26 protein-coding genes are annotated in these 26,340 nt (G+C 69.9%); 5 read left to right on the top strand and 21 right to left on the bottom strand.

The features are described from left to right. Positions 1 to 91: 91 nt before the first annotated feature. From DFR69_RS03390 to DFR69_RS03425, 8 genes are all read right to left on the bottom strand, one after another. On the bottom strand, positions 92 to 397 hold the full coding sequence (locus DFR69_RS03390) for a DUF2469 domain-containing protein (RefSeq protein WP_011210678.1): 306 nt from the start codon (positions 395 to 397) through the stop codon (positions 92 to 94). 46 nt (positions 398 to 443) lie between these two features. Beyond that, positions 444 to 1,148 carry a ribonuclease HII gene (locus tag DFR69_RS03395; protein ID WP_110035874.1) on the bottom strand — a complete coding sequence of 235 codons (705 nt, stop codon included), beginning with the start codon at positions 1,146 to 1,148 and terminating at the stop codon, positions 444 to 446. A gap of 20 nt (positions 1,149 to 1,168) precedes the next feature. Next, the gene (lepB, locus tag DFR69_RS03400) at positions 1,169 to 1,933 is read right to left on the bottom strand and encodes a signal peptidase I (protein WP_373867099.1); all 765 of its coding nucleotides are present in this window, start codon (positions 1,931 to 1,933) and stop codon (positions 1,169 to 1,171) included. Between the two features lie 85 nt (positions 1,934 to 2,018). Continuing rightward, on the bottom strand, positions 2,019 to 2,360 hold the full coding sequence (rplS, locus tag DFR69_RS03405) for a 50S ribosomal protein L19 (RefSeq protein ID WP_019048201.1): 342 nt from the start codon (positions 2,358 to 2,360) through the stop codon (positions 2,019 to 2,021). A gap of 164 nt (positions 2,361 to 2,524) precedes the next feature. Beyond that, a complete protein-coding gene (locus DFR69_RS03410) occupies positions 2,525 to 3,403 on the bottom strand; it encodes a hypothetical protein (protein WP_110035876.1) in 879 nt (292 codons plus the stop codon). A gap of 20 nt (positions 3,404 to 3,423) precedes the next feature. Then, positions 3,424 to 5,817, bottom strand: coding sequence for a Tex family protein (locus DFR69_RS03415; protein ID WP_110035877.1), 2,394 nt, complete (start codon positions 5,815 to 5,817; stop codon positions 3,424 to 3,426). A 47-nt stretch (positions 5,818 to 5,864) separates the two neighbouring features. Next, positions 5,865 to 7,478, bottom strand: coding sequence for an AMP-binding protein (locus tag DFR69_RS03420; RefSeq protein WP_110035878.1), 1,614 nt, complete (start codon positions 7,476 to 7,478; stop codon positions 5,865 to 5,867). Further along, positions 7,478 to 9,103 (bottom strand): AMP-binding protein, encoded by a 1,626-nt coding sequence (locus tag DFR69_RS03425; RefSeq protein WP_110035879.1) that lies wholly within the window; start codon positions 9,101 to 9,103, stop codon positions 7,478 to 7,480. The genes DFR69_RS03420 and DFR69_RS03425 overlap by 1 nt, the downstream gene beginning before the upstream one ends. A gap of 94 nt (positions 9,104 to 9,197) precedes the next feature. Between DFR69_RS03425 and DFR69_RS03430 the strand changes: the two genes are divergently transcribed. Both DFR69_RS03430 and DFR69_RS03435 read left to right on the top strand, forming a co-directional pair. Continuing rightward, positions 9,198 to 10,049 (top strand): helix-turn-helix transcriptional regulator, encoded by an 852-nt coding sequence (locus tag DFR69_RS03430; RefSeq protein WP_110036140.1) that lies wholly within the window; start codon positions 9,198 to 9,200, stop codon positions 10,047 to 10,049. Between the two features lie 333 nt (positions 10,050 to 10,382). Next, positions 10,383 to 10,751, top strand: a complete 369-nt coding sequence (locus tag DFR69_RS03435) for a VOC family protein (RefSeq protein WP_110035880.1) — start codon at positions 10,383 to 10,385, stop codon at positions 10,749 to 10,751. Positions 10,752 to 10,757: 6 nt separating this feature from the next. Here the strand turns inward: DFR69_RS03435 and trmD are convergent, their stop codons facing one another. The 6 genes from trmD to DFR69_RS03465 form a co-directional block, all read right to left on the bottom strand. Further along, entirely contained in the window at positions 10,758 to 11,438 is a 681-nt protein-coding gene (gene trmD / locus DFR69_RS03440) for a tRNA (guanosine(37)-N1)-methyltransferase TrmD (RefSeq protein ID WP_110035881.1), read from the bottom strand. Between the two features lie 3 nt (positions 11,439 to 11,441). After that, positions 11,442 to 11,963 (bottom strand): ribosome maturation factor RimM, encoded by a 522-nt coding sequence (gene rimM, locus DFR69_RS03445; RefSeq protein ID WP_110035882.1) that lies wholly within the window; start codon positions 11,961 to 11,963, stop codon positions 11,442 to 11,444. Beyond that, positions 11,964 to 12,206, bottom strand: a complete 243-nt coding sequence (locus DFR69_RS03450; protein ID WP_019048210.1) for an RNA-binding protein — start codon at positions 12,204 to 12,206, stop codon at positions 11,964 to 11,966. Continuing rightward, positions 12,206 to 12,643, bottom strand: coding sequence for a 30S ribosomal protein S16 (gene rpsP, locus DFR69_RS03455; RefSeq protein WP_110035883.1), 438 nt, complete (start codon positions 12,641 to 12,643; stop codon positions 12,206 to 12,208). Before rpsP ends, DFR69_RS03450 begins: the two co-directional genes overlap by 1 nt. Before the next feature lie 237 nt (positions 12,644 to 12,880). Next, complete coding sequence (locus DFR69_RS03460; RefSeq protein WP_244198054.1) at positions 12,881 to 13,975, bottom strand: metal-dependent hydrolase family protein; 1,095 nt, start codon at positions 13,973 to 13,975, stop codon at positions 12,881 to 12,883. 212 nt (positions 13,976 to 14,187) lie between these two features. Then, entirely contained in the window at positions 14,188 to 15,006 is an 819-nt protein-coding gene (locus tag DFR69_RS03465) for a nuclear transport factor 2 family protein (RefSeq protein WP_110035885.1), read from the bottom strand. 103 nt (positions 15,007 to 15,109) lie between these two features. On the opposite strand from DFR69_RS03465, the gene DFR69_RS03470 reads away from it, so the two are divergent. Beyond that, positions 15,110 to 15,901 (top strand): phosphatidylethanolamine N-methyltransferase family domain-containing protein, encoded by a 792-nt coding sequence (locus tag DFR69_RS03470; protein WP_110035886.1) that lies wholly within the window; start codon positions 15,110 to 15,112, stop codon positions 15,899 to 15,901. A 55-nt stretch (positions 15,902 to 15,956) separates the two neighbouring features. On the opposite strand, the gene ffh is transcribed toward DFR69_RS03470, so the two are convergent. From ffh to ftsY, 6 genes are all read right to left on the bottom strand, one after another. Next, positions 15,957 to 17,519 carry a signal recognition particle protein gene (gene ffh, locus DFR69_RS03475; RefSeq protein WP_110035887.1) on the bottom strand — a complete coding sequence of 521 codons (1,563 nt, stop codon included), beginning with the start codon at positions 17,517 to 17,519 and terminating at the stop codon, positions 15,957 to 15,959. Between the two features lie 55 nt (positions 17,520 to 17,574). After that, positions 17,575 to 17,889 carry a hypothetical protein gene (locus tag DFR69_RS03480; RefSeq protein ID WP_232999920.1) on the bottom strand — a complete coding sequence of 105 codons (315 nt, stop codon included), beginning with the start codon at positions 17,887 to 17,889 and terminating at the stop codon, positions 17,575 to 17,577. 133 nt (positions 17,890 to 18,022) lie between these two features. Beyond that, positions 18,023 to 20,467 carry a [protein-PII] uridylyltransferase gene (locus tag DFR69_RS03485; RefSeq protein ID WP_110035889.1) on the bottom strand — a complete coding sequence of 815 codons (2,445 nt, stop codon included), beginning with the start codon at positions 20,465 to 20,467 and terminating at the stop codon, positions 18,023 to 18,025. A gap of 82 nt (positions 20,468 to 20,549) precedes the next feature. Then, entirely contained in the window at positions 20,550 to 20,888 is a 339-nt protein-coding gene (locus DFR69_RS03490) for a P-II family nitrogen regulator (RefSeq protein WP_110036141.1), read from the bottom strand. A 5-nt stretch (positions 20,889 to 20,893) separates the two neighbouring features. Next, positions 20,894 to 22,240, bottom strand: coding sequence for an ammonium transporter (locus DFR69_RS03495; protein ID WP_167456136.1), 1,347 nt, complete (start codon positions 22,238 to 22,240; stop codon positions 20,894 to 20,896). Positions 22,241 to 22,511: 271 nt separating this feature from the next. Further along, positions 22,512 to 24,011: a signal recognition particle-docking protein FtsY gene (ftsY, locus tag DFR69_RS03500; protein WP_110035890.1), complete on the bottom strand. Its 1,500-nt coding sequence runs from the start codon at positions 24,009 to 24,011 to the stop codon at positions 22,512 to 22,514. Positions 24,012 to 24,166: 155 nt separating this feature from the next. On the opposite strand from ftsY, the gene DFR69_RS03505 reads away from it, so the two are divergent. Further along, positions 24,167 to 24,556 (top strand): DUF2237 family protein, encoded by a 390-nt coding sequence (locus tag DFR69_RS03505; protein ID WP_019048221.1) that lies wholly within the window; start codon positions 24,167 to 24,169, stop codon positions 24,554 to 24,556. On the opposite strand, the gene DFR69_RS03510 is transcribed toward DFR69_RS03505, so the two are convergent. After that, complete coding sequence (locus DFR69_RS03510) at positions 24,540 to 25,313, bottom strand: TetR/AcrR family transcriptional regulator (RefSeq protein ID WP_110035891.1); 774 nt, start codon at positions 25,311 to 25,313, stop codon at positions 24,540 to 24,542. The genes DFR69_RS03505 and DFR69_RS03510 overlap by 17 nt on opposite strands. A gap of 110 nt (positions 25,314 to 25,423) precedes the next feature. On the opposite strand from DFR69_RS03510, the gene DFR69_RS03515 reads away from it, so the two are divergent. Continuing rightward, on the top strand, positions 25,424 to 26,335 hold the full coding sequence (locus tag DFR69_RS03515; protein ID WP_110035892.1) for an NmrA family NAD(P)-binding protein: 912 nt from the start codon (positions 25,424 to 25,426) through the stop codon (positions 26,333 to 26,335). Positions 26,336 to 26,340: the final 5 nt, after the last annotated feature.

The following is a 26,340-nucleotide window of genomic DNA, read 5'->3' on the forward strand; positions in this document are numbered from 1 at the left end:
GCGCCGTCGGCATCGGTCCGCCGACCTGGGCGAACGACAAACCTGTGGACAACCGCCCGCCTGTGGACAACCACGGGCGGGCGGGACGGCATCACTCGGGCAGCCGCAGGTCCGGCTTCTCCAGCTCCTCGATGTTCACGTCCTTGAACGTGATCACCCGTACGTGCTTGACGAAGCGCGCGGGACGGTACATGTCCCACACCCAGGCATCGCTCATCCGCACTTCGAAGTAGACCTCGCCGTCGGCGTTCTGCGGCCGCAATTCGACAGAATTGGCCAGGTAGAAGCGACGTTCGGTCTCCACCACGTACGAGAACTGGCCGACGATGTCCTTGTACTCGCGGTACAGGGACAGTTCCATCTCGGTTTCGTACTTCTCGAGGTCCTCAGCACTCATCGGGTGGGAAGTCCTCCTTCTAGCAGCGCCGCGTTCATAGCTGACATCATCGCGCATGCGCGGCGCGGGGAGCCACTCGGCTACCGTCCGGCACCTCGAGGTCGCGCACATTCCGCCAAGAACGGCGGTGTTCGGTGCTCGGTCCGAGTGCGCGCAGCGCCGCCGTGTGCTCGGGCGTGTTGTAGCCCTTGTGCGTGGCGAAGCCGTATCCGGGGTGCCGCGCGTCGAGATCGACCATCATCCGGTCCCTGGTCACCTTGGCCAGGATACTGGCCGCGGCGATACAGGCCGCGGTACCGTCGCCGCCGATCACCGGCAACGACGGAGCGGGCAGCCCGGGGACCTTGAAACCGTCGGTGAGGATGTAGCCCGGGGTACGCCCCAGACCCGCCACGGCCCGGCGCATGCCCTCGATATTGGCCACGTGGATGCCGATCGAGTCGATCTCCCACGCGGGCACCACCACGACGCTCCACGCCAGCGCCAACCGCTGGACGACCGGAAACAGCTCCTCACGGGCCGCCTCGGTGAGTTTCTTGGAGTCGTCGAGCCCGGACAGCTTGTCGTAGGCCTTGGGCGCCAGCAGGCACGCGGCGATCACCAGCGGCCCCGCGCACGGGCCGCGACCCGCCTCGTCGACGCCGGCCACCGGGCCGAGCCCACCGCGGATGAGGGCCGCCTCGAGTGTGCGTAGTCCCCCGGCCCGGCGCATCACCACCCGCGGCGGCCAGTTGGTCCGATCCTGCCCCACAGTTCGATTGTCCCCGTGTCTCAGTTTTCCTGCGCGTTCTGGCTCTTGACCGGACCCATCCGGCCCGGCGGCCAGATCTTGAAGACGGTCTTGCCGCGCACATTGTCCACTGGCACCGTGCCCTGCAGATCATCGCTGACGTGGGCGCGGGAATCGGCCGACTCGTTGCGGTTGTCGCCCATCACCCAGAGGTTGCCCTCGGGCACCTTCACCGGGCCGAACACGCGCCCGGCCGGGTAGACCGCGTTCGGGCGGTCGGTGAACCAGGGGTAGTCCTTCTTGATGTAGGGCTCGTCGAGCGGTTTGCCGTCGACCATGACCCGGCCCTGCGGATCACAGCACTGCACGGTCTGCCCACCGACGGCGATGACGCGCTTGACGAGGTCGTTCTCGTCCGGCGGCACCAGGCCGAAGTAGGAGAGGAAGTTCTGCACACCGCGGATGACGGTGTTGTCGGAACGCACCGACTTGTAGTGCCCGTTCCACGACGGCGGGCCGACGAAGACCACGACATCGCCGGGACCGGGTTCGGACCCGTAGTAGCTGATCTTCTCGACATAGATGCGGTCGCCGATCAGCAGCGTGTTCTCCATCGACTGCGACGGGATCACGTAGGGCCGCCCCACGAAAGTGACCATCAGCGCGGCGATCACCGCGGCGATCACGATCAGGATCGGCAACTCCTGCCAGAACGGCCGCTGCTTCTTCGCGCCGCGCGCTCGTTTGCGCCGTCCACCTTCGTCGCCCGAATCGGACACCGACACCGACCCACTTTCGTCTGCCACGCCGAACAGAGTAGCCCGGCGCCCCGACCGAAGTCGGAGCGCCGGGCTACCGGAAAACTGTGTGCTGGAATCAGCTACCGCAATATCAGCGCTTTTCCTTGATCTTGGCGGCCTTGCCGCGCAGATCGCGCAGGTAGTACAGCTTGGCGCGACGCACGTCACCACGGGTCACGACATCGATGTGGTCGATGTTGGGGCTGTGCACCGGGAAGGTGCGCTCGACACCCACGCCGAAGGACACCTTGCGGACCGTGAAGGTCTCGCCGATGCCGCCGCCCTGACGCCGGATCACGACGCCCTTGAAGACCTGGATGCGCTCCTTCGAGCCTTCGATGACCTTCACGTGCACGTTCAGGGTGTCGCCCGGACGGAAGTCGGGGACATCGCTACGCAGCGACTTCTCGTCGACGAAATCAAGGGTGTTCATTTTCCACCTTTTCGGATTCTTTGCGCGAACAGAGGAACCTGGCGGCACTCGCGCGCTCGACCGGTTCATGCTCAGAACAGGAGTGCTCTCGGACATGACCCGTCCAAGGCAACCGGTTCATTGTGCCAGACCGGGGGGCCGCGGCTGAAATCGGGCGGTCCCCGTCACGGGTCGACGGGCTCGTCGACCCGCTTGCGATGCGGCAGATGCGGGTGCGGCGGCGGCGCCGGCGGTGCCGCGACAACCGTGCGCTGCAGTTCGGCCTCGGCCGCCGTCTTGGCGTGTTCGACGTCGGGTGTGCCCGCGATCAGGTCCTGGATGAAGATCTTGGCCCGGATGGCGGGCCGCCGGTAGCGGCGTTCCCTGGCGAGCGCCCTGGCCATGGTGCGCGGCCGGTCACCGTAGCGCCAGCGCGCCCACGGGGCGCCCGGCCTGCTCAGCCGGACGGCGCCGATGAGCAGCAGCGGGGCGAAGAACATCCCGAACAGACCGGTCCAGATCTTGCCCTTGGCGATGACGACGGCGGCCAGCACCAGGTTCAGCACCAGCGACGCCAGCAGTGCGATGCGGATCCAGATGCCACGCGACTCGCGGAAGTCGTCGTAGTCGAGGAAGGTCGCCGGCTGGACGCCGAGCAGCAGCAGGCCGGTGACGGCGACGGCGACGAAGACCGCGTCCACCGAGGTGCGGCCCTGCTCCTCCCAGTAGACGTCACGCAGGTAGAAGATGAGCGCGAATTCGTCGAGCACCAGCGCGGCGCCGATGCCGAACAGGGCGGACAGCACGCTCGAGGTGACCTGGGTGGAGTCCTCGGCGGTCGCGATCAGCCCGATGCCCGACAGCAGCACCGTGATGACGCCGAACACCATGTGGTGGATGTGGGTGTCGCCGGCCTTGATGTTGCCCGGCCACCACCGCACATTCGCCCTGATCATCCGGACGCTGAGCCGGATGACCAGGAACCCCAGGATGAACCCGAGCAGAAAGCACAGCAGGGGCAGGCGGCCGTGCGCGATCACGTCGTCTTCGAGCCACCGTCGCATGCCGCCCGCCTGCCGTCGAGTTACTTGCCGCCGAATCCCGCCCGGCGCAGCGCGTCGGCCATCGATCCGCTCGGCTCGGCCGCCTGCCTGCGCTGGTTGCCGCCACGCCCCTGAGCCTGGCCGCGTCCCTGCGCCTGTCCACGATCCGAGCCCTGACCACGCCCGCCCTGCGGACGGCCCTGGCCCCGGCCCTGGCCGCGCGGTGCGCCGCCACCACGATTGTCCCCCTGCGCGGGCTTGCCGGGCTCGTCGTCGAGTCGCAAACTCAAACCGATCCGCTGCCGGGCCACGTCGACCTCGAGCACCTTCACCTTCACGACGTCACCGGACTTGACCACCTCGCGCGGATCCTTGACGAAGGTGTGCGACATGGCCGACACGTGCACGAGACCGTCCTGGTGCACGCCGACGTCGACGAACGCGCCGAAGGCTGCCACATTGGTCACGACGCCCTCGAGCACCATGCCGGGCTCGAGGTCGGCGACCTTCTCCACGCCCGCCGCGAATTCGGCGGTCTTGAACTCCGGACGCGGGTCGCGCCCCGGCTTCTCGAGCTCGGCGATGATGTCGCTGACGGTCGGCACACCGAACTTCTCGTCGGTGAAGTCGGCGGGCCGCAACGCGCGCAGCGTGCTGGTGTTGCCGATGACCTCGGCCACCGGACGGCCGGTGTGCTCGAGGATCCGGCGCACGACGGGATAGGCCTCCGGATGCACCGCCGACGTGTCGAGCGGGTCGTCACCGCCGCGGATCCGCAGGAAGCCCGCGCACTGCTCGAACGCCTTGGGCCCGAGCCGAGGCACCTCGAGCAGCGCCGTGCGGCTGCGGAAGGGGCCGTTCTGATCGCGGTGCGCCACAATGCTTTCCGCCACCGAACCGGACACGCCGGAGACGCGGGACAGCAGCGGCACCGAGGCCGTGTTCACGTCGACGCCGACCGCGTTCACCGCGTCCTCGACGACGGCGCCCAGCGAGCGGGCCAGCAGCGTTTCGGACACGTCGTGCTGGTACTGGCCGACGCCGATGGACTTCGGATCGATCTTCACCAGCTCGGCCAGCGGGTCCTGCAGACGGCGGGCGATGGAGACCGCGCCGCGCAGCGAGACGTCCATGTCGGGCAGTTCGGCCGAGGCGTAGGCCGAGGCCGAGTACACCGACGCGCCCGCCTCGGAGACCACGATCTTGGTCGGCTTGTTCTCGGGGATGCGCGAGATCAGTTCGGCGGCAAGGGCATCGGTCTCGCGCGAGGCCGTGCCGTTGCCGATCGCGATGAGCTCGACGTTGAAGCGCGCCACCAGCGCGGCCAGCACAGCGAGGGACTTCTCGGTCTGGCCCTGGGGCTTGTGCGGATAGATGACCTCGGTCGCGACAGCCTTGCCGGTGGCGTCGACGACGGCGACTTTCACACCGGTGCGGTAGCCCGGATCGAGGCCCATGGTGGTGCGGGTGCCCGCCGGGGCGGCCAGCAGCAGGTCGCGCAGGTTGGCGGCGAACACGTCGACCGCGTCCTTCTCCGCCGCCTGGCGCAACCGCATGCGGGTGTCGATGCCCAGGCTCACCTGGAGTTTGGTGCGCCAGGCCCAGCGCACGGTGTCGAGCAGCCAGGAGTCGGCGGGGCGGCCCTGGTCGGCGATGCCGAAGGCGACCGCGATGCGGCCCTCGTAAATGGTGCGCGCGCCGGGCTCGGGCTCCTCGGTGTCGGGTTCGAGGTGCAGGGTGAGCACCTCTTCCTTCTCACCGCGCAGCAGCGCCAGGATGCGATGGGAGGGCAGCTTGTGGAAGGGCTCGCTGAACTCGAAGTAGTCGGCGAACTTGGCGCCGGCCTCCTCCTTGCCCGCGCGCACCGTCGAGGTGACCTGGCCGCGGTTCCACATGAGTTCACGCAGCTCGCCGACGAGATCGGCGTCTTCGGCGAAACGTTCGACCAGGATGGCGCGGGCGCCCTCGAGCTGTTCGGCGGTGTAGCCGGCCGGGTCGGTGGTCGGATCGCCGATCAGCGCGTCGGCCACCGGCTCGTGCCCGGCCTCCCGCGCGATCTGGGCCTTGGTGCGGCGCTTGGGCTTGTACGGCAGGTAGATGTCCTCGAGCCGGGCCTTGGTCTCGGCGAGCATGATCTGCTGGTGCAGCGCCGGGTCGAGTTTGCCTTGGCCACGGATGGATTCGATGATCGCGCCGCGCCGCTCGTCGAGTTCGCGCAGGTACCCGAGGCGCTCCTCGAGCTGACGCAACTGGGCGTCGTCGAGGCCACCGGTGACCTCCTTGCGGTAGCGCGCGATGAACGGCACCGTGGAGCCGCCGTCGAGCAGTTCGACGGCGGCACGGACCTGGGTCTCGCGCACCCCCAGTTCGTCGGCGATCCGCCTGCCCACGCTGGCGAGGATGGTCGTGGTGTCGGTCTCGGGCGCTGTCGTCACGTCCGCAGAGACTACAGCTCTCCCCCGACACCCGGTGGACTCCCAGGTCAGCTCAGGAGCTCCCTGGCGAGTTCGCGCATTTCGGCCTTGCGGACCTTTCCGGTGACCGTCATCGGGAACTCGTCGACGACGTGGACGTAGCGAGGGATCTTGTAGTGGGCCAGGCGGCCGGTGCAGAAATCGCGGATCGCGCCGGCGTCGAGCGGGGTGGCGCCCTCGCGCAGACGCAGCCAGACCATCAGTTCCTCACCGTATTTCGGGTCGGGGACGCCGATCACCTGGGCGTCGACGATGTCGGGATGGGTGTAGAGGAACTCCTCGATCTCGCGCGGGTAGATGTTCTCGCCGCCGCGGATCACCATGTCCTTGATCCGGCCGGTGACCGAGAGGTAGCCGTCGTCGTCCATCACGCCGATGTCGCCGGTGTGCATCCAGCGGGCGGCATCGATGGCCTCGGCGGTCTTGTCGGGCTGGTCCCAGTAGCCGAGCATCACCGAATAGCCGCGGGTGCACAGCTCCCCCGCCTCGCCGCGCGGCAGCGTGCGGCCGGTGCCAGGGTCGACGACCTTGACCTCGAGGTGCGGCCCGACCCGGCCGACGGTGGCGGTGCGTCGGTCGATGCTGTCGTCGCGGCGGGTCTGGGTGGACACCGGGGAGGTCTCGGTCATGCCGTAGCAGATGGAGACCTCGGCCATGCCCATCCGATCGATCACCCGCTTCATCACCTCGACCGGGCACGGCGAGCCCGCCATGATGCCGGTGCGCAGGCTCGACAGGTCCGGGGTCGCCCCGGCGTCGAGTTCGGCGAGCATGGCGATGAACATGGTCGGCACACCGTAGAGCGAGGTGCAGCGTTCGGCGGCGACGGCGGCCAGGGTGGCGGCCGGGTCGAAGGACGGGGCCGGGATCACGACGGCCGCGCCGTGCGAGGTCGCCGCGAGATTACCCATGACCATGCCGAAACAGTGGTAGTACGGCACCGGCACACAGATCCGGTCGGCCTCGGTGTACCCGCAGAGTTCGCCGACGAAGAAGCCGTTGTTGAGGATGTTGTGGTGACTCAGCGTCGCGCCCTTCGGGAAACCGGTTGTCCCCGAGGTGTATTGGATATTGATGGGGTCGTCGGCGGACAGGGTCGCCGCGATCGCGGCGAGCCGGTCGGTGTCGGGCGCGGTGTCGGCCACCTCCCGCCACTCGTCGGTGCCCAGGATCAGCACCTGTTCCAGCGCCGCGCAGGTCGGCCGCACCTGCTCGATCATGGCCACGTAGTTCGACGTCTTGAACTCGGGCGCGGCGACCAGCATGCGCACGCCCGACTGCCCGAGGACGTACTCGAGTTCGCTGGTCCGGTAGGCCGGATTGATGTTGACCAGGATCGCCCCGAGCTTGGCCGTCGCGTACTGCACCAGGAACCACTCCGCGCAGTTCGGCGCCCAGATCCCGACCCGGTCACCCGCGACGATGCCGCGCGCGGCCAGCCCGGTCGCGACGGCGTCGACCGCCGTGCCCAGCTCGCGGTAGGTCCAGCGGCGGCCGGTGGGACGGTCCACCAGCGCGTCGTTGCCGGGGAACGCCGCGACCGTGCGATCCAGATTGGCGCCGATGGTGTCGCCGAGCAGCGCGACATCGGCGAGTCCATGGGTGTAGCTCAGTTCGGACATCAGCGGTTCTCCTTGCCGCGCAGCAGGAATCGCTGCACTTTTCCACTGGGAGTCTTGGGCAGACTCGCCACGAAGTGCACGGTTCGCGGGTAGGCGTGGGCCGCGAACTTGTCTTTGACCAGCTGTTGCAGCTGCGCCGCCAGCTCAGGGCTCCCCCCGACGCCGTCACGGGTCACCACGAACGCCTCGAGCACCTCGCCGCGCAGTTCGTCGGGCATGCCGACCACGGCCGCCTCCACGACCTCGTCGTGCAGCACGAGCACGCTCTCGACCTCGAAGGGGCCGATCCGGTAGCCGGCCATGATGATCACGTCGTCGTCGCGGGAGCTGAAGCGGAAGAAGCCGTCGGCGTCCCGGGAGCCCACGTCGCCGGTCAGGTACCAGCGACCGTCGGCGGTGAAGCGGTCGGCCGTGCGCTCGGGGGCGTCGAGGTAGCCGAGGAACCATAGCAGCGGGCTGTGGTGGGTGTCGATGGCGACGCGGCCGATCTCGCCCGGCGCCGCCTCGACATCGGCGTCGTCGGACAGGACCGCGCAGCGCCAGCCGGGCAGCTCGGCGCCCATCGACCCGAGCGGGGCAGGCCGGTCCAGCTCCGGATGCCAGGCGTGGCAGATGACCATGCCGTGCTCGGTCTGGCCGTAGTGGTCGCGCACGGCGACGCCCAGCGACTGCGCCGACCAGGCCACCACGTCGGGGGTGAGCGGTTCGCCCGCCGAGGACGCCCGCCGCAGCGTGATCCCCTCGGGCGCGGCGCCCGCCCGCAGCGCCCGGTACACCGTCGGCGCCGCCGCGAAGTTGGTGACGCCGAAGCGGCGCAGCACCTCCAGGGTGAGCGGCGCGGAGAACCCGGCGTGCAGCAGCAGGCTGCGCCCGCCCGAGGCCAGCGGCGCCAGGATCGCGTAGTAGAGGCCGTAGGCCCAGCCCGGGTCGGCGGCGTTCCAGTAGACGTCTTCCGGGCGCACGTCCAGGGCGAACTCCTGGTAGGCGTGGAACGAGGCGAGCGCGCGCACCGGGATCGGCACGCCCTTCGGCGTGCCGGTGGTGCCGCTGGTGAACAGCTGGACGAGCAGGCCGTCACCGCCGACCGCCACCGGTTCGGCGCGCGGGTCGTCGGGCTCGTGCGCGGCGAGCAGATCCGCGAACGAGAGCGTGCCGGGCACCGCGTCCCCACCGACGACGATCGTCCGGCGCCGCGGGTCGGCCGGGATGTCCTCGCTCGCGAGCTTCGGGGCCTGGTCGGCGTCGGCGATCACGACCGCGGCACGGCTCGCGGCGAGCCGGAAGCCGATGGCGGGCGGGGCGAACGCGGTGAACAGCGGCACGTGGACCGCCCCGCGCCGCCAGATCCCCAGCAGCGCCACCACCAGGTCGGCGGACTTGGCCATCAGCGTGGCCACCCGATCGCCGGGGCCGACGCCGAGTTCGGCGAGGGCGGCTGCGAAGCGCGCCGACCGCTCGCGCAGTTCGCCGTAGGTCAGGTCGTGCGCGCTCAGGTCCGACTCGACGACGGTGAAGGCGATCCCCTCGGCCGGATGCCGATCACACAGCAGCTGGGCCGCGCAGGCCTCCGGTGCGTCGTAGCGGGTGAGCAGGTCGCGTACGCGCGCGTCCAGGTCGGTAGTCATCGCAGTTCTCCTCAACACCCTGGGCCGGGCCGCCAGGTCTCCCTTAGAATGTGGCACACCTCACGTTCGCTACTACCCCCGAAAAGGGGTGACCATGTCGGCCACTTCCCTGCTGCGTCCCCGCGACGGCGATGCGCTGCGCGCCGAGATCCGCTGGGTGGCGCGCCGGGCGAATGTCCCGGTGGTCTTCGGCGGGCCCGTCCACGACGACGCGTTGCTGCTCACGGAGTTCGTCGGCACCGTCACCACCGGGCTGCGCGGGCTCACGGTGCTGCGCACCTCCGGGCTGGGCGGCCAGGTCATGGAGCATCACCGGCCCGCGGCGGTGGCCGACTATCGCGGCGCCTCCTCGATCACCCACCACTACGACGGGCCGGTCGTCGGCGAGGGCCTGCGCTCGGTGGTCGCTGTGCCGGTCGTGGTGGCCGACCGGCCGCGCGCCGTGCTCTACGCGGCGACCCGCGGCACGAGCCCGCTGGGTGATCGGACGACCGAGGTGATCGTGCAGGCGGGCAGGCGGCTCGCGGCCGAGATCGCGATCCGCGACGAGGTGGATCGGCGGGTGCGGCTGCTCGAGCTCACCGCACCGGCGCCGTCGGCGACCCCGGAGGTCACCGAGGAGCTGCGCGGGATCCACGCGGACCTGCGCGCCCTGGCCGCCGACGCGGGCGACGCGGCGCTGCGCGATCGGCTCGCCGGTCTCTGCGACCGGCTCACCGGCGTGCTCGTCGGCGAGTCCAGCGAGGCGGTGCCGCGGTTGTCGCGCCGCGAACTCGACGTGCTCGCTCAGATCGCACTGGGCTGTACGAATCAGGAAGCGGCGCTGCGGCTCTCACTCGGGCCCGAAACGGTCAAGAGCTATCTGCGGCAGGCGATGAGCAAGCTCGACGCGCGCACCAGACACGAAGCGGTCGCGCTCGCCCGGCGGCACCGGCTGCTGCCCTGATGTGGGATCCGTCACGCGCCGATCGAGCGCTCCGGCGACAGGGCCGCGCGGATCGGCCGTCGCCGTGATGTCCCGTATGCCCGGGTTCGCCGACGGCATCCGCACCGCGACCATGCCGCCTCGCCGCGAATTCGCAAGGGACACAAGGTCTGAACTGCGCGCATCGACGACCTGATCGCCGACAGGTGGTGCACAGCGATCGCCGAACCCGTTCCGGATGGAATGAGCAATCCCCATCGTGGACTCCTACACAGCGAACAACCCAGGTGAATACCCAATTGTCTTTGCGACAAAACAATCTCGATGCCCGTTCGGACCGGTACCGTCGGTCCGATGACGGAGCCTTTCCACCTGGCCGGTGTCTCGCTCGACTGTGACGACCCCGAGACCCTCGCCCGCTTCTATCTGGGTTTGCTCGGCGGCCGCGTGTTGTGGAACGACGCGCACAGCGTGGGCATCCGCATTCCGTCCGGGCTCACCCTGGCCGCGCAACGCGTCGAGAACTACTACCCGCCGCAGTGGCCGGGCAGCGCCGCCGTGCAGCTGGAACTCGCCGCCGATGCCGACCTGGCCCTGTGCGAACAGCACGCCCTCGCGATCGGGGCCAAACCCGCTCCGGTGCAACAGGATCCGCGCTGGCGGGTGCTGCTCGACCCGGCCGGTCACCCGTTCTGCATCACCACCAGGTCCGCCACGACCTGACGACCGCTACTCCGGCAACAGATCGGGCCGCCGCGCGCGTGTGCGTTCCAGCGCCTGCTCGTGCCGCCAGGCGGCCACCTTGGCGTGGTCACCGGAGAGCAGGACCGGCGGCACGTCCAGACCGCGCCAGGAGACCGGACGCGTGTAGCTCGGGCCCTCTAGCAGGCCGTCGGAGAACGAATCCTCCTGGTGGGATTGCTGATTGCCGAGGACACCGGGGATCAGCCGCACCACGGCCTCGGTCATCACCAGCACCGCGGCCTCGCCGCCGATGAGCACGTAGTCGCCGATGCTCACCTCCTCCACCCGGACGCGGCGGGCGGCGTCGTCGAAGACGCGCTGGTCGATGCCCTCGTAGCGGCCGCACGCGAACACGAGATGCCGCTCGGTGGACCAGCGCTGGGCGGTGGCCTGGGTGAACGGAACCCCCGCAGGCGTGGGGACGACGAGCAGGGCGTCGTCGGGGCACACCTCGTCGAGCGCGTCGCCCCAGACGGTCGGCTTCATGACCATGCCGGGGCCGCCGCCGTAGGGCGAATCGTCGACGGACTTGTGCACGTCGTGGGTCCAGCGACGCAGATCGTGCACACCGATCGAGATCAGGCCCTTGTCGACGGCCTTGCCGAGCAGCGCGGTGCGCAGCGGCTCCAGGTACTCCGGAAAGATCGTGACGACGTCGAGTTGCACGAATTACTCCGGATCGAGCAGGCCCTCGGGCGGATCGATGACCACCAGTCCGGCGGCGATCGACACGGTCGGCACGATGGCGGTGACAAAGGGAATGAGGATCTCGCGGCCGTCGTCGGCGGCGCGCACCGACAGCAGTTCGCCCGCGGCCGAATGCAGCACCTCGGTGACCTCGCCGACCACGGCGCCGTCGGTGAGCCGGACCTCGAGGCCCTCGAGTTCGTGGTCGTAATAGGAGTCGTCGTCCGACGGCGGCAGCGACTCACTGTCGACGACGAACAGCATCCCGCGCAGCGCGTCGGCGGCGGTGCGATCGTCGACGCCCTCGACGAACACCAGAAGCCGGCCCGAGTGCTCTCGGGCCGACTTCACGGTGTAGTCGCGGGTCGCTTTCGCTTTCGGCATCCTGCCGTGCAGGGTGGCGCCCGGCGCGAACCGGAGTTCCGGCTCGTCGGTGCGCACTTCCACGACGAGTTCGCCGCGCACACCGTGCGACTTGGCGACCCGACCTACGACGAGTTCCATCTAGGCGTCGGTGTCGACCACGTCGACCCGGATACCGCGGCCGCCGATACCGGCGACCAGGGTGCGCAGCGCGGTCGCGGTGCGGCCACCGCGTCCGATCACCTTGCCCAGGTCCTCAGGGTGGACGTGCACCTCGACCGTGCGTCCGCGGCGGCCTGTGATCAGCTCGACGCGGACGTCATCGGGGTTGGCGACGATGCCGCGAACCAGATGTTCGACGGCATCGGCAACAACGGCAGTCATTACTCGGCAGCCTCGGCGGCGGGAGCCTCAGCGGCTTCCTCGTCCTTCTTGGCGGCCTTCTTCTTGGGGGTGACGGCCTCGGCGACGGGCTCGTTGTCGGCGGCGGCCAGCGCGGCGTTGAACAGGTCCAGCTTGGACGGCTTGGCGGCCTTCACCTTGAGGGTGCCCTCGGTGCCCGGCAGGCCCTTGAACTTCTGCCAGTCGCCGGTGATCTCCAGCAGGCGCTGCACCGACTCGGTCGGCTGCGCGCCGACGGACAGCCAGTACGCGACGCGATCGGCATCGATCTCGATCAGCGACGGCTCTTCCTTCGGGTGGTACTTGCCGATGGACTCGATGGCCCGGCCGTCACGACGGGTGCGGGCGTCCGCGACGACGACGCGGTACTGCGGGTTGCGGATCTTGCCCAGGCGGGTGAGTTTGATGCGAACAGCCATGCTGATCTGCCTCTTTCGATAGTTTTGGTCACCACGCGATTCGGCGACCCACATGGTCTGCGGGTCCGGTTTCGCGCATGGAGTGCGTGACCGCCGCGCGGTACGTAACCGGAGACGGGCTGACACTGTCCAGGAAGGACGGTTGACCATTGTGCCAGACCGGCACCGTCCACCCGAAATCGCCCGCCGGGTTCGCGGTGCTGGACCCGCGCCCGAAGCCCGGTGCGACCCGCGCGCTCAGCGGTGGCCGGTGACCGGGTTGGGGGTTTTGACGACCAGGCCGCGCAGGACCACCCATTGAGGGTCGGTGAGAGCGGCGGGGCGGGCGCGCGGGTCTTCCGCGTAGACGACGAAGTCGGCGGGAGCGCCCTCTTCGATGCTCTCGCGGCCCAGCCAGGTGCGGGCGTTCCAGGAGGCGGCGCCGAGGGCGTCGTGGGGCGAGAGGCCTGCGCCGGAGAGGGCGGCGATCTCGTCGGCGATGCGGCCGTGGCGGATGGAGCCGCCGGCGTCGGTGCCCGCGTAGATCGGCACACCGGCCTCGTGGGCCTTGCCGACGGTGTCTCGGACGCGGCGGTGCAGGTCGCGCATGTGGGCGGCGTAGACCGGGAACTTGGTGGCGCTGTCGGCGATGCCGGGGAAGGTGTCGATGTTGATCAGGGTCGGGACCAGCGCGGTGCCGTGGGCGACCATGAGTTCGATGGTGTCGTCGGTGAGGCCGGTGCCGTGTTCGAGGCAGTCGATGCCCGCGTTGATCAGGCCCGGCAGGGCGTCCTCGCCGAAGACGTGCGCGGTGACGCGGGCGCCGTTGGCGTGGGCGGCGTCGATCGCCTGCTTCAGGATGTCGTCGCTCCACAGCGGGCGCAGATCGCCGACCGACCGGTCGATCCAGTCGCCGACGATCTTGACCCAGCCGTCGCCGAAGCGGGCCTGCTCGGCCACGATCTCGGGCAGGTCGCGCTCGTCGTCGAGTTCGATGCCGAGTTCGCGGATGTAGCGCTTCGGGCGGGCGATGTGGCGGCCCGCGCGGATGATGCGCGGGAGTTCGGCGTGCTCGTCGATGAAGCGGGTGTCGATCGGCGAGCCCGCGTCGCGCAGCAGCAGCGCGCCCGCGTCGCGTTCGGTCTCGGCCTGCTCGATCGCGCCGTCGTGGGTCTCGTCCCCGCCGCCGTAGCGGATGCCGACGTGGCAGTGCGCGTCGACCAGACCCGGGACGATCCACCCTGTGCGGCACAGCGTTTCGGCTCCGGGCACCGGCTCGAAGGTCACGGCGCCGTCGACGACCCAGAGGTCACGTTCGGAATCACCGGGGAGAACCACACCACGCAGATGCACACGAACCTCCAGACGTCGGCCTGGATCCGAACCTACCGCGCCCGATCCGCGTACGCACACGGGCGCCATCCGATCGCGTCACCACCCGATGCGGGTCTCCCGCCGCAGGCCTCACCGCCGATGCGAGCCGCGCGACCAGTGGACTCCACGCTCCGCACCGGACGCGCTCGAGATCGGCAACACACAGCTTTCGCGACCGCGCGGAGCGGCCGCTACTCGGCGCTCGGGCTGCTGTCGAGAAAGACCCGCACGGCCGTGATGCGTGGGCTGTCCGCCGCGAAGTCGACGAAAGCGATGCCCCGCGCGGAGCCGATGCGCACGCTCGCGCTCACCGTGCGGCCCGCGGCGATCAGTTTGTCCCACGTCATCCCGCGCGCCCGGTCGGCGAAGTCCGCGATTGAGAGCGGGTTCCCGGCGGGAAGCTCGAGCACGGTGCGCTCGTCGAGCAGCGCCCGCACGCCGTCGACGTCACCGGACGCGGCCGCCGCGAACAGCGCCGCGACCGCCCGCTTGCCCCGGCCGCCGATGCCGCGCAGCGCGCGCATCATGCCCAGCGCGCCGCCGACGCCGAGCTCACCGATCAGCTGTGGCCCGAGCTTCGCGCCCGCGAGCATCCCCGAGGGGCCGGTGCGCACCAGCCGTCCGATCATCACGCCGAGTTCCCAGTGCGCGGCGAGCCGCGCGATCCGCCAGCCGCCGTCGGTCGCCACCAGGTCGTAGCGCAGGTGCATGGGCACCGAGACGGTGGCGCCCGTCGACATGGTCGTCTCGATGTGCAGGTCGCGCACGACCGTGTGCCCGGCGACGATGTCGCGCTCGACCCGGAAGGCGATGTCGTTGGGCGCGATGAACACGTTATAGAAACGCGAGATGGCCTCGGGGCCGATGTGCTCGCGGGAACCGTAGGGGTCGTGCACGGCGGCCTGGTCGGCGAACAGACCGACCCAGGCGGCCTTGTCGTGCGCCGCCACGGCACGCGGGGATGCCAGCACCGCCGCCAGCAGGTCTTCAGCGGTCCGGTCGACCGGCATGTGCGTCCTCCATTATCGCTCGCCCCCTGCGCCATCCATGATAGAACGTGTTCTAGTTTTGCGTCGCCGATCGTGGCAGGCGCCTGTTGGACAGAGGATCTCGATGGACTGGTACACCGGGAACACGACCTACGACACGGTGCTGGCCATCGCCTTCGCCTTCGCCGCGTTCGTCATCGTGGGTGGGTTGTTCGCGCAGAGCCCGTACGGCCGCTTCGCCTCGAACGCGGTGGGCTTCAATCTCAATCCCAAGCTGGGCTGGTGGCTGATGGAGTTGCCCGCGACCGTCGTGTTCGCGGTCTTCTACCTGAGCGGCCCCGACCGCTTCGAGCCCGTTCCGCTGGTGTTGGCCGCGATCTGGGTGCTGCACTACGGCAATCGCGGCTGGTTCTTCCCGCTCTCGATTCGGCAGGTGCCGGGCAAGAAGAGCACCTTCAACGTGTCGGTCGTCGGGGCGGGCGTGTTCGTGACGGCCCTGCACGGGTACCTCAACGGCGCCTTCTTCAGCAACGACTACAAGAACCAGTACAGCACCGCGTGGCTCACCGACCCGCGGTTCCTGATCGGGCTGGTGGTGTATCTGGGCGGGTTCGCGCTGCTGGTGCGGTCGGAATCGATCGTGCGGAACCTGCGCGACAAGGACGACCCCGGCGCCGCCGAGTACCGCGTTCCGCACGGCGGGGGCTTCCGCTTCGTCAGCAGCCCGGCCTATCTCGGCGAGCTGATCGCGTGGGCCGGGTTCGCGCTGCTCACCTGGTCGCTGGCCGGCGTGGCGATCTTCCTGATCACCGCGGGCAACCTGGTGCCCCGCGCGTTCGCGACCCATCGCTGGTACCGCGAGAAGTTCGCCGACTACCCGGCGAACCGAAAGGCGTTGATCCCCGGCGTGATCTGAGCCGGAACACGCCAACGCCCGCGACCGGAATTCGGTCGCGGGCGTTGTCTGTCTATCAGTTCTTCGGGAACTTCAGCTGGGAGAGGTCGATGCCCTCGAGGCCGGGCGGCATCTGGTCCAGTCCGGGCGGCATCTTCGACAGGTCCATGCCCGGAGGCAGGCCCGGCATCCCGGCGGGCATGCCGGGGAAACCACCGCGGTTCTTGGGCGGGGTCGGCCCGCGGCCACCCTTCTTGCCCTTCTTGCCCTTCTTGTTGTTGCCGCGCCGCGCGCCGGGCAGACCCATCTGCCTGCCCATCATGGCCATCATCTTCTTGGCCTCGAAGAAGCGGTCGACGAGCTGGTTCACCTCGGAGACCTGCACGCCCGAACCGTTGGCGATGCGCAGGCGGCGGGAGGCGTTGATGATCTTCGGGTTGTCGCGCTCGGCGGGGGTCATGCCGCGGATGATGGCCTGCACCCGGTCGAGCTGCTTGTCGTCGACCGCGGCGAGGGCGTCCTTCATCTGACCGGCGCCGGGCAGCATGCCGAGCAGATTGCCGATCGGACCCATCTTGCGGATCGCCAGCATCTGATCGAGGAAGTCCTCGAGGGTGAGCTCGCCGCTGCCGATCTTGCGGGCGGTCGCCTCGGCCTGCTCGGCGTCGTAGACCTGCTCGGCCTGCTCGATGAGGGTGAGCACGTCGCCCATGCCGAGGATGCGCGAGGCCATCCGGTCGGGGTGGAAGACGTCGAAGTCCTCGAGCTTCTCACCGGTGGAGGCGAACATGATCGGCGCGCCGGTCACATTGCGCACCGACAGCGCCGCGCCACCGCGGGCGTCGCCGTCGAGCTTGGTGAGCACGACACCGGTGAAGCCGACGCCGTCGCGGAAGGCCTCGGCGGTGCTGACCGCGTCCTGACCGATCATCGCGTCGAGGACGAACAGCGTCTCGTCGGGCTGCACGGCGTCGCGGATGCCCGCGGCCTGGCGCATGAGCTCGGCGTCGATACCGAGGCGGCCCGCGGTGTCGACGATCACGACGTCGTACTGCTTGGACTTGGCCTCTTCGACACCGGCCCTGGCCACGCCGACGGGGTCGGCCGCGGTGATACCGAGCGGATTCTCGCCGCCGCCGACGGAGGTGCCGGGATGCGGAGCGAACACGGGCACGCCCGCGCGCTCACCGACGACCTGCAGCTGGGTGACCGCGCCGGGGCGCTGGAGGTCACACGCGACCAGCAGCGGCTGATGCCCCTGGCCCTTCAGCCATTTGGCGAGCTTGCCGGCCAGGGTGGTCTTACCGGCGCCCTGCAGACCGGCCAGCATGATGACCGTCGGCGGGTTCTTGGCGAGGTTGAGCCTGCGGGTCTCGCCGCCGAGGATGCCGACGAGCTCCTCGTTGACGATCTTGACGACCTGCTGCGCCGGGTTCAGCGCCGCGGAGACCTCGGCGCCCTTGGCGCGTTCCTTGACGTTGGTGATGAAGCCGCGCACCACGGGCAGCGCGACATCGGCTTCGAGGAGAGCGAGGCGGATCTCGCGCGCGGTGGCGTCGATGTCGGCCGGTGACAGCCGCCCCTTACCGCGCAGATCCTGCAGTGCACCGGTAAGCCGGTCGGACAGGGATTCGAACACCGATCGCGCTCCTGATCTGAAAGGGACCTCTATTGCCCTCCCAGGGTAATGGGTGTTATTCCCGGTGGCGCACGTGCGGTGGCATGCTGCGGCGCAACTCGTGATTCTCGATGTTCACCAGATACACCGCTTCCCTGCCGGTGAGGCCGAGTTCGCGGGCGAGTGTCTCGATGCGCTGCCATTCGGCGTCGGGGCTGTCCTCGTGGTGGGAGGTCGTGGAGGCGATGGTCATCGCCGCCAGTGCCTGCGCCCCGGTGAGGGTGCGTCCCGGTAGCCACGAAACAACCCACAGGTCACCGCCGACGCACCGCGCGATGTGCGCGGTGGCGTCGCTGGTCATCATCGATGCGGACACGACTTCGATAGCCACGGATCTGCTCCCCTCTGGACGGGTGACAGCCAGACCTTTCGAATGCTATAGGTCCATCCGCGACTTATCGGGCAACGCGGACTCATTGCGGGGCAACCTGATAGCAATCGGTGGTGAAAATGTGTCCTACCGCTCAGTCGGCTGCGTTCTCCGCCGGTGGCGGCGTTGGCGCCGGTCGGGGCACCACATCCAGGACGGCCTTCTCGATGCGGGCGCGTAGCTGAGGACTGTCGGCGTCGCCGAGATCGAGGCAGAAGGCGTCGACCACGGCCGAACCCATCGTCACCACCTTGGCCCACCGCACATTCGCGCCCGCCGTGGCGAAGACCCCGGCCAGCCTGCTGAGCAGGCCCACCCGGTCCTCGGCGCGCAGTTCCAGGATCACCTGGCCCGGCACGCTCGTGTCGAACCAGATCAAGCGCGGGGCGGCCTGCGCGTAGGGTCCGGGACCGGCGCCTACCGCCTCACCTTCGCGTTTGGCCAGTGTCGAGGACAGGTCGAGCGCACCCGAGGTCGCCCGGATCAGTTCCTGGCGCAGCAGGCCCGCGTCGGGCGGATCGCCGAACTTCGGTGTCACGACGAAGGTGTTGACCGCCGAGTCCCCCGCCCCGCCGAGGTCGGCCGAGAGCACCCGCAGCGCGTGCAGGGCCAGCACGCCCGCCGCGTCGGAGAGCAGGCCGGGTTCGTCGGGCGCGATGACGGTGACGACGTAGGTGTGCTTGCTCTCGCCCGGCGTCAGGGTGACGTGCACGCCGCCCGCGCGGGCCTTGTCCAGCAGGGCCGGGTCGATCGGTTCCGGCTGCGGCAGAGGCTCGCCCGCCATGACGAGCTTGCAGCGCCGCACGAGATCGCCGATCAGCGCGGCCTTCCATTCACCCCACACGCCGGGCCCGGTCGCCATCGAATCGGCCTCGGCCAGCGCGTGCAGCAGCTCGAGCAGGCCGACGTCGCCGTCGAGGGCGTCGGCGACGAAGCGGACGGTCTCCGGATCGGCGAGGTCGCGCCGGGTCGCGGTGTCGGGCAGCAGCAGGTGGTGGCGCACGATCGCGCTGAGCGTGCGCACGTCCGAGGGCCACAGGCCGAGCCTGCGCCCGATGTGGGTGGCCAGTTCCGCGCCGACGACGCTGTGGTCGCCCGCCCTGCCCTTGCCGATGTCGTGCAGCAGCGCGCCGAGGATGAGCAGGTCGGGGCGGGCGACCCGGGTGCTCAGGCCGCTCGCGTAGGCCACCGTCTCCATCAGGTGCCGGTCCACGGTCCAGGTGTGCAGCGCGTCGCGCGGCGGCAGGTCACGGACCGCGCCCCACTCGGGGAAGAGCCTGCCCCACAGACCCGTACGGTCCAGCGCCTCGACGGCGTCGATGCTGCCCCGGCCCGCGCCGAGCAGCACGAGCAGGTCGTTGAGCGCGTCCTTGGGCCACGGCTCGCGCAGTTCGGGGGCGTCCTCGGAGAGCCGGTTGAGCGTGGTCGCCGACATCGGCAGGCCGGTCTGCGCCGAGGCCGCCGCGACGCGCGGGATCAGGCCGGGGTCGCGCTGCGGACGGGCGTCCCTGGCCAGCACCACCTCGCCGGCGTGCTCGACCACCCCCTCATCGAGTGGTCGGCGCACCGGCATGCGGCGCAGCCTGGCCAGGCCGCGGCGCGGCAGCGCGTTGGCCGCGGTCCGCAGGCCGACATCGGTGGAGTAGCTCACCGTGCGGGCCGAATCGCTCAGCGTGCGGGCCAGATCGAAGCGGTCGCCGATGCGCAGCGCGGCGCCGATCTCGTCGGCGTCCTGGGCGCGCAGCTGGTCGCGGGCGCGCCCGGCGACGCGGTGCAGTTCGGTCCGCACGTCCAGCAGTCTGCGATGGGCCTGCTTCAGTCCCCCGCCGGGGACCTCGGGACCCAGGCCCGGCATGGCGTCGGTGAGCTGGGCGATGGCGAGCGCGTCGAGCAGCTGGATGTCGCGCAGGCCGCCGCGCCCGTTCTTCAGGTCGGGTTCGGCGCGGTGGGCTATCTCGCCGCTGCGCTGCCAGCGGGCCTTGGTCTGGGCGATGAGTTCGTCGAAACGGGACCGGATGCCGGTCCGCCATTCCCGGCGCACGCCGCCGATGAGCAGGTTGGACAGGTCCTCGTCACCGACGATGTGCCTGGCCTCGAGCAGGCCGAGCCCCGCGATCAGGTCGTCGGCGGCGACCCGCAGCGCCTGCGGCACGGTGCGCACGCTGTGGTCGAGCTTGATGTGGGCGTCCCAGAGCGGGTACCAGAGCTGGTCGGCGACCTCCGAGACCACCGCCGGGTCGACGTCGTCGTGCAACAGCACCAGGTCCAGGTCGGAGTACGGCAGCATCTCGCGCCGGCCGAGGCCACCCACCGCGACGACGGCGAGGCCGCTGTCGGCGGTGATGCCCAGTTCGTTGCCCTTGCTCGTGAGCCACAGTTCGAACAGATCGACCAGGGCCGAGCGCAGGGATTCCGGATCGAGCCGCGGATTGCGGGTGCCCGCCCCCTCGAGCAGCTGCGCCCTGGCCTTGACCAGGTCGGCCGCCCCGTTGTGCTGAATACCGCCGTTCTGTTGTGCCACAGTCCCACCGCCATTCATGCGGGCGGCCCCGCCCCGACCGGTCGTTTCCGGTGGGAGCGGGGCCGCCGCTCGATCGTTGTCGCCGGATGGCGCTCCCGAATTACAGTGCGTCGCTTCCGCGTTCGCCGGTGCGGACGCGGATGATGGTGTCCACCGGGGTCACCCACACCTTGCCGTCACCGATCTTGCCGGTGCGCGAGGCCTCCACGATCACCTCGACGACCTTCTCGACCGACGCGTCGTCGACGACGACCTCGACGCGTACCTTCGGGACGAAGTCCACCGAGTACTCCGCGCCGCGGTAGACCTCGGTGTGGCCCTTCTGGCGGCCGTAGCCCTGGACCTCGCTGACGGTCATGCCGAGCACACCGGCCTGTTCCAGCCCGGTCTTCACATCTTCGAGCGTGAACGGTTTGACGATTGCCGTAACCAGTTTCATGTTCGTCATGCCTCCTTGACGAGCGAGCGTGCCGTGCCACCCACAGCAGTGAAATCGTATGCGGTTTCCGCGTGCTCGGACTCGTCCAGGCCCGCCGACTCGCCCTCTTCGCTCGCGCGCAGGCCGAGGGTGAACTTGATCGCGTACGCGATGACGGCCGTCGCGATCAGCGAGTAGGCGAGAACGGTGAAGGCACCGACGGCCTGCAGCTTCAACTGCTCGACCCCACCACCGTAGAACAGACCGTCGACGGCCGCCGGAGCTTCGGCGGTCGCGACCAGGCCGACCAGCAGGGTGCCGACCAGACCACCGACGAGGTGGACGCCGACCACGTCGAGCGAGTCGTCGAAGCCGAAGCGGAACTTCAGGCCGACGGCCAGGGCGCACAGCGCACCCGAGACCACACCGATGACCAGCGCGCCGACGACGTTCACCGAGGAACAGGCCGGGGTGATCGCGACCAGGCCGGCGACGATGCCCGAGGCCGCGCCCAGGGAGGTCGGGTGACCGTCACGGACCTTCTCCACCAGCAGCCAGGCGAGCATCGCGGCCGCGGTGGCGATGGTGGTGGTGAGGAAGGTGGCACCGGCGATGCCGTTGGAGCCGACCGCCGAACCGGCGTTGAAGCCGTACCAGCCGAACCACAGCAGACCGGCGCCGAGCATGACGAACGGCAGGTTGTGCGGACGGAACGGAGTCTTGGGCCAGCCCTTGCGCTTGCCGAGGATCAGGCACAGGACCAGACCGGCCGCGCCGGCGTTGATGTGCACCGCGGTACCACCGGCGAAGTCGATCGCCTTGAGGTTGTTGGCGATCCAGCCGCCGCTCTCGGCGGTGATGCCGTCGAAGGCGAAGACCCAGTGCGCGACGGGGAAGTAGACGACGGTGGCCCAGATTCCGGCAAACAGGAGCCACGAACCGAACTTCAGGCGGTCGGCGACCGCGCCCGAGATGAGTGCGACGGTGATGATCGCGAACATGAGCTGGAAGGCCACGAACACCGACAGCGGGATGGTGCCCGCCAGCGGGATGCCCGCGGGGGCTTCCGGATCGGTGGTGGCCAGGTACTGGCCACCGAAGACGCCCTTCAGGCCGAAGTACTGCAGCGGGTCACCGAGCAGATTGCTCTTGTCGTCGCCGAAGGTCACCGAGAAGCCGTAGAGACACCACAGGATGGTCACCAGACCCATCGCGGAGATGCTCATCATGATCATGTTCAGCACATTCTTGCCACGGACCATACCGCCGTAGAAGAAGGCCAGGCCCGGCGTCATCAACAGCACGAGTGCTGACGCCGTCAGCATCCATGCGGTGTCACCGGCGTCGGGCGCGCCGATTACGGGAAATGCCACCTTGTGTTCCTCCTCATCTCGGGCCCCGCCGATTCCGGCAAAAGGACCTGTACAGAAGGGTCGCCACTCGGTGTTTCATCCGTTGAGCTGTGGTGTTTCACCTGCGTGAACGGATGGCGCTGTTGTGTTGCTTCCACGTTTCAGGCGGTAGACCAGCAGGTATGTGCTCACCGTGAGGTCGGTGCGGATGTGCGCGCCGACGTGGGCTTTCGCCGGGAAAACAAGCGGTGCCCGCCCGATCGCGGGGATCGGACGGGCACCGTAGGCGGTTCTACTGTTGCGTGCCGCCGAGCAGCGCGTCGACGAACGCGCCAGGCTCGAACGGCGCGAGGTCGTCGGCGCCCTCGCCGAGGCCGACCAGCTTCACCGGCACGCCGAGTTCGTGCTGCACCTGGAAGACGATGCCGCCCTTGGCCGTGCCGTCCAGCTTCGTCAACACCACGCCGGTGATGTCGACGACGTCGGCGAACACCCTGGCCTGCATCAGGCCGTTCTGGCCGACGGTGGAGTCCAGGACCAGCAGGACCTCGTCGACCTCGGCCTTCTTCTCCACGACGCGCTTGACCTTGCCCAGCTCGTCCATCAGGCCGGTCTTGGTGTGCAGCCGGCCCGCGGTGTCGATGAGGACGGCGTCGACGCCGCGATCGATACCCGCGGTGACGGCGTCGAAGGCGACGGCGGCCGGATCGGCGGCCTCCTTGCCGCGCACGGTCTCGGCGCCGACGCGCTCACCCCAGGTCTGCAGCTGATCGGCGGCCGCGGCGCGGAAGGTGTCGGCCGCGCCGAGCAGCACCCGGCGCCCGTCGGCGACGAGCACGCGGGCCAGCTTGCCGGTGGTGGTGGTCTTGCCGGTGCCGTTCACGCCGACGACCAGCAGGATCGCCGGGTGATCGGCGTGCGGCAGGGCGTGGATCGAGCGATCCAGTTCGGGGCGCAGCGCCTCGATCAGCACGTCACGCAGGGTGGTGCGGGCCTGCTCCGGGGTGCGGACGCTGCGCGAGGCCATCTCCTCGCGCAGGCGTCCGACGATCTTGGCGGTGCTGGCGGTGCCGATGTCGGCGAGGACGAGGGTGTCCTCGATCTCCTCCCACGAGTCCTCGTCGAGGTCACCGCCGCCGAGCAGGCCGAGCAGGCTCTTGCCGACGGCGTTCTGGGAGCGGGACAGGCGGCCGCGCAGGCGCTCGAGGCGGCCGGTGGTGGGATCGATGTGCTCGATCTCGGTGGCGACCGCGTCGGCCTCGGTGGGCGCGGTCTCGGCCGGAGCGGTGTCGGCGGGGGCGGGCTCTGTCGGGGCGGTGTCGGCCGGAGCCGTGTCGGTCGGCGCCGGTTCCGGAGCGGTGTCGGTCGGCGCGGTGTCGGTGGGCGCGGTATCGGTCGGCGCGGTCTCGGTGGTGTCGAGGGAGCTCAGGTCGTCGGGGACGACCAGGGGCTCGGCGCCCTGCACGTCGGCTTCGGGCAGCGGCACGTCGGTGATGCCGCGGCGCGGGGCGTCGCGCGGGACGGCGGCGTCGTCGCCGACATGCGGCTGGCCCTCGTCATCGGTGCGCTCGACGACCGGATCGGGGCGCGGCACCGTGGCCGCCGACCCACCCTGACTGAAACTGAAACCACCGGAGGCGGTGTATCCGCCGGACCGGTCCGTCAGCTCCTTGTCCGGCTCCGGCGGCGCCAAGGAGATCTGGCGCCGCTTGTACAGGACGAAACCCGCGACGAGCGCCACCAGCACAACGGCGGCGATCGCGGCGATCAGGATCCACGCTTGCGAACTCACCCGGCCGAGTCTATTTGGTCAGCGCATCACGGCACGTCGGCGGCGTCGGCGCGGCGGGTCGAGCGGCGAATCGGCGGCGACTCGCCGCGCCGGGGAAACACTACAGATTCGTTGTCCTGCGGAACTTCTGGCGCTCGACCCATAGGATCGGCGACGTGACCGATCGAAACGTGCTTGGGGGGCCGCTGGAAGAGTGCGGCACCGATCCTCTCACGGGCTTCTACCGGGACGGCTGCTGCAGCACCGGTCCGGAGGATCTCGGCAGCCACACCGTGTGCACCGTCGTGACGGCGGAATTCCTGGAGCATCAGGCATCCATCGGCAACGACCTCAGTACTCCGCGACCCGAGAACAATTTCCCCGGCCTGCAACCGGGTGATCGCTGGTGCGTGGTCGCCGTGCGCTGGCTGCACGCCCACGAGGACGGCGTCGCCGCCCCGGTCGTGCTGGCCGCGACCCACGAGAACGCGCTGGAGGTCATCTCCATGGACATCCTCCGCAAATACGCGGTCGACGTCCCGGACGACGTCAGCGATCTGCTGTAGGCGCGGGGTGCCGTCGCCGGTGGGCCTTCTGCCGACAGGCCGGTGAGCAGTAGCGCGCGGGTCGGCCGGTGCCGGATCGGCGCACCGGTCCGGCGCAGACGGGACAGGTCGGCACAGCCGGACTTTCGTCACGGCGAGGGGTTTCGTCACGGTCGGCGCGGGCGGGTTCCGTCACGGATCGTGGATGCGCGCGCAGGGCTTCGAGCACGAGGACGACGCTCGGCGCGGGCGGACTGCCGACGGGCCGGAGTCGTTGGATCGCAACACATCCGGTGAACAGCTCGAGCACCTCGGCGACGGTCACATCGGGGCGCACCGATCCTTGACGCTGGGCGGCCGAGAGCAGTGCGCCGAGGGCGCGCTGGAAGCGGTTGCCCGCCCCGCGCAGCAATGCGCGGGGCCAGCCGTCGTCGGACTGCACCAGGTCACACAGGTCTTTGTTGCCCGGAGTGGTCACGATGACGTGCGTGCACAGCGCGAAGAAGGCGGCTCCGGGGTCCGGATCGGCGAGGTGCTCGCCGGCCAGCGCGGCGAGACGGTCGACCCGCTGCTGCATCACCGCTTCCAGGAGATCGGTTTTCGTCGGGAAGTGCCGGTGGACGGTGCCCGCACCCACCCCGGCCCTGCGGGCCACCTCCGCGAGTGAGACGGCGGCGCCGCGCTCGGCGAGCGCCCGCTGCGCGGCGGCGAGCACGAGGGCCCGGTTGCGCCGGGCGTCGGCCCTGAGCGCGGGTTCGACGCGACTGTCGGCGGTCATTTCGTTACGCCTTCCTGCACCACACCTGGTCGACCGGGGCGGCCCGCCCGTACCGTCCGGAATACGGGTCGACCGACCCGATTGTAGGGAACGAAACGGAGTTCGTCCGCATGTCATCCGCACTGCCCGTCCTGATCACCGGCGCCACCGGCAAGCAGGGCGGGGCCACCGCCCGCAAACTTCTCGCCGACGGTCACCCGGTCCGCGCCCTCGTCCGCGATCCGGCCGCGCCCGCGGCTCGCGCGCTCGCCGAGGCGGGTGCGCGGCTGACGATCGGCGATTTCGACGACCCGGCGTCGCTGCGCACCGCCGCCGCGGGCACCCGGGCCGTATTCCTCATCCCACCAGCCGAATACCGGTCCGCCGGCTGGACCGCCGGGGACGAGGCCCGGCGCGGCATCGCCATGGTCGAGGCCGCCCGCGCGGCGGGTGTCGAGCAGATCGTCTTCTCCGGTATAGCCACCATGGGCGCCGCCGACTCGTGGGGCCAGGACGGCAAGCGGCGGATCGAGGACGCGATCCACGCCTCCGGCCTGCGCCACACCCTGCTGCGACCGGTCCGGTTCATGGAGAACTACCTGCTCGAGGGCTCCCCTGTCGACGGCGTCCGCGCGAACGGCGAGCACCCGCACCTGTTCCCCGCCGACCGCCCGCTGCAGATGATTGCCCTCGCCGACATCGCCGCCTTCGCCGCCCTCGCCCTGGCCGATCCCGAAGCCTGGCACGGCCGCGCGCTGGAACTCGCGAGCGACGCCGTCACCCCCGTCGCCGCGGCGGCCGCGATCAGCGCCGCAACCGGTCGCGAGATCCGCTACCGGGAGATCAGCGAGGCCGAAGCCGAAGCCATCGGCCCCCAACTGGGCAACACCTGGCGCCTGATCCGCGAATCCGGCGGCTGGCAAGCCGACCTGCCGGCGCTCCGACAGCTGTACCCAGGCCTCACGACCCTGCCCGACTGGCTGAACTCCGTTGGCGCGACCGCAATCCTGGCCCGGCTGAACACCCCGACCCCCGCCCCTTGACGCCG

This window comes from Nocardia neocaledoniensis (assembly GCF_003182135.1).
GTDB classification, from domain to species: Bacteria; Actinomycetota; Actinomycetes; order Mycobacteriales; family Mycobacteriaceae; genus Nocardia; species Nocardia neocaledoniensis.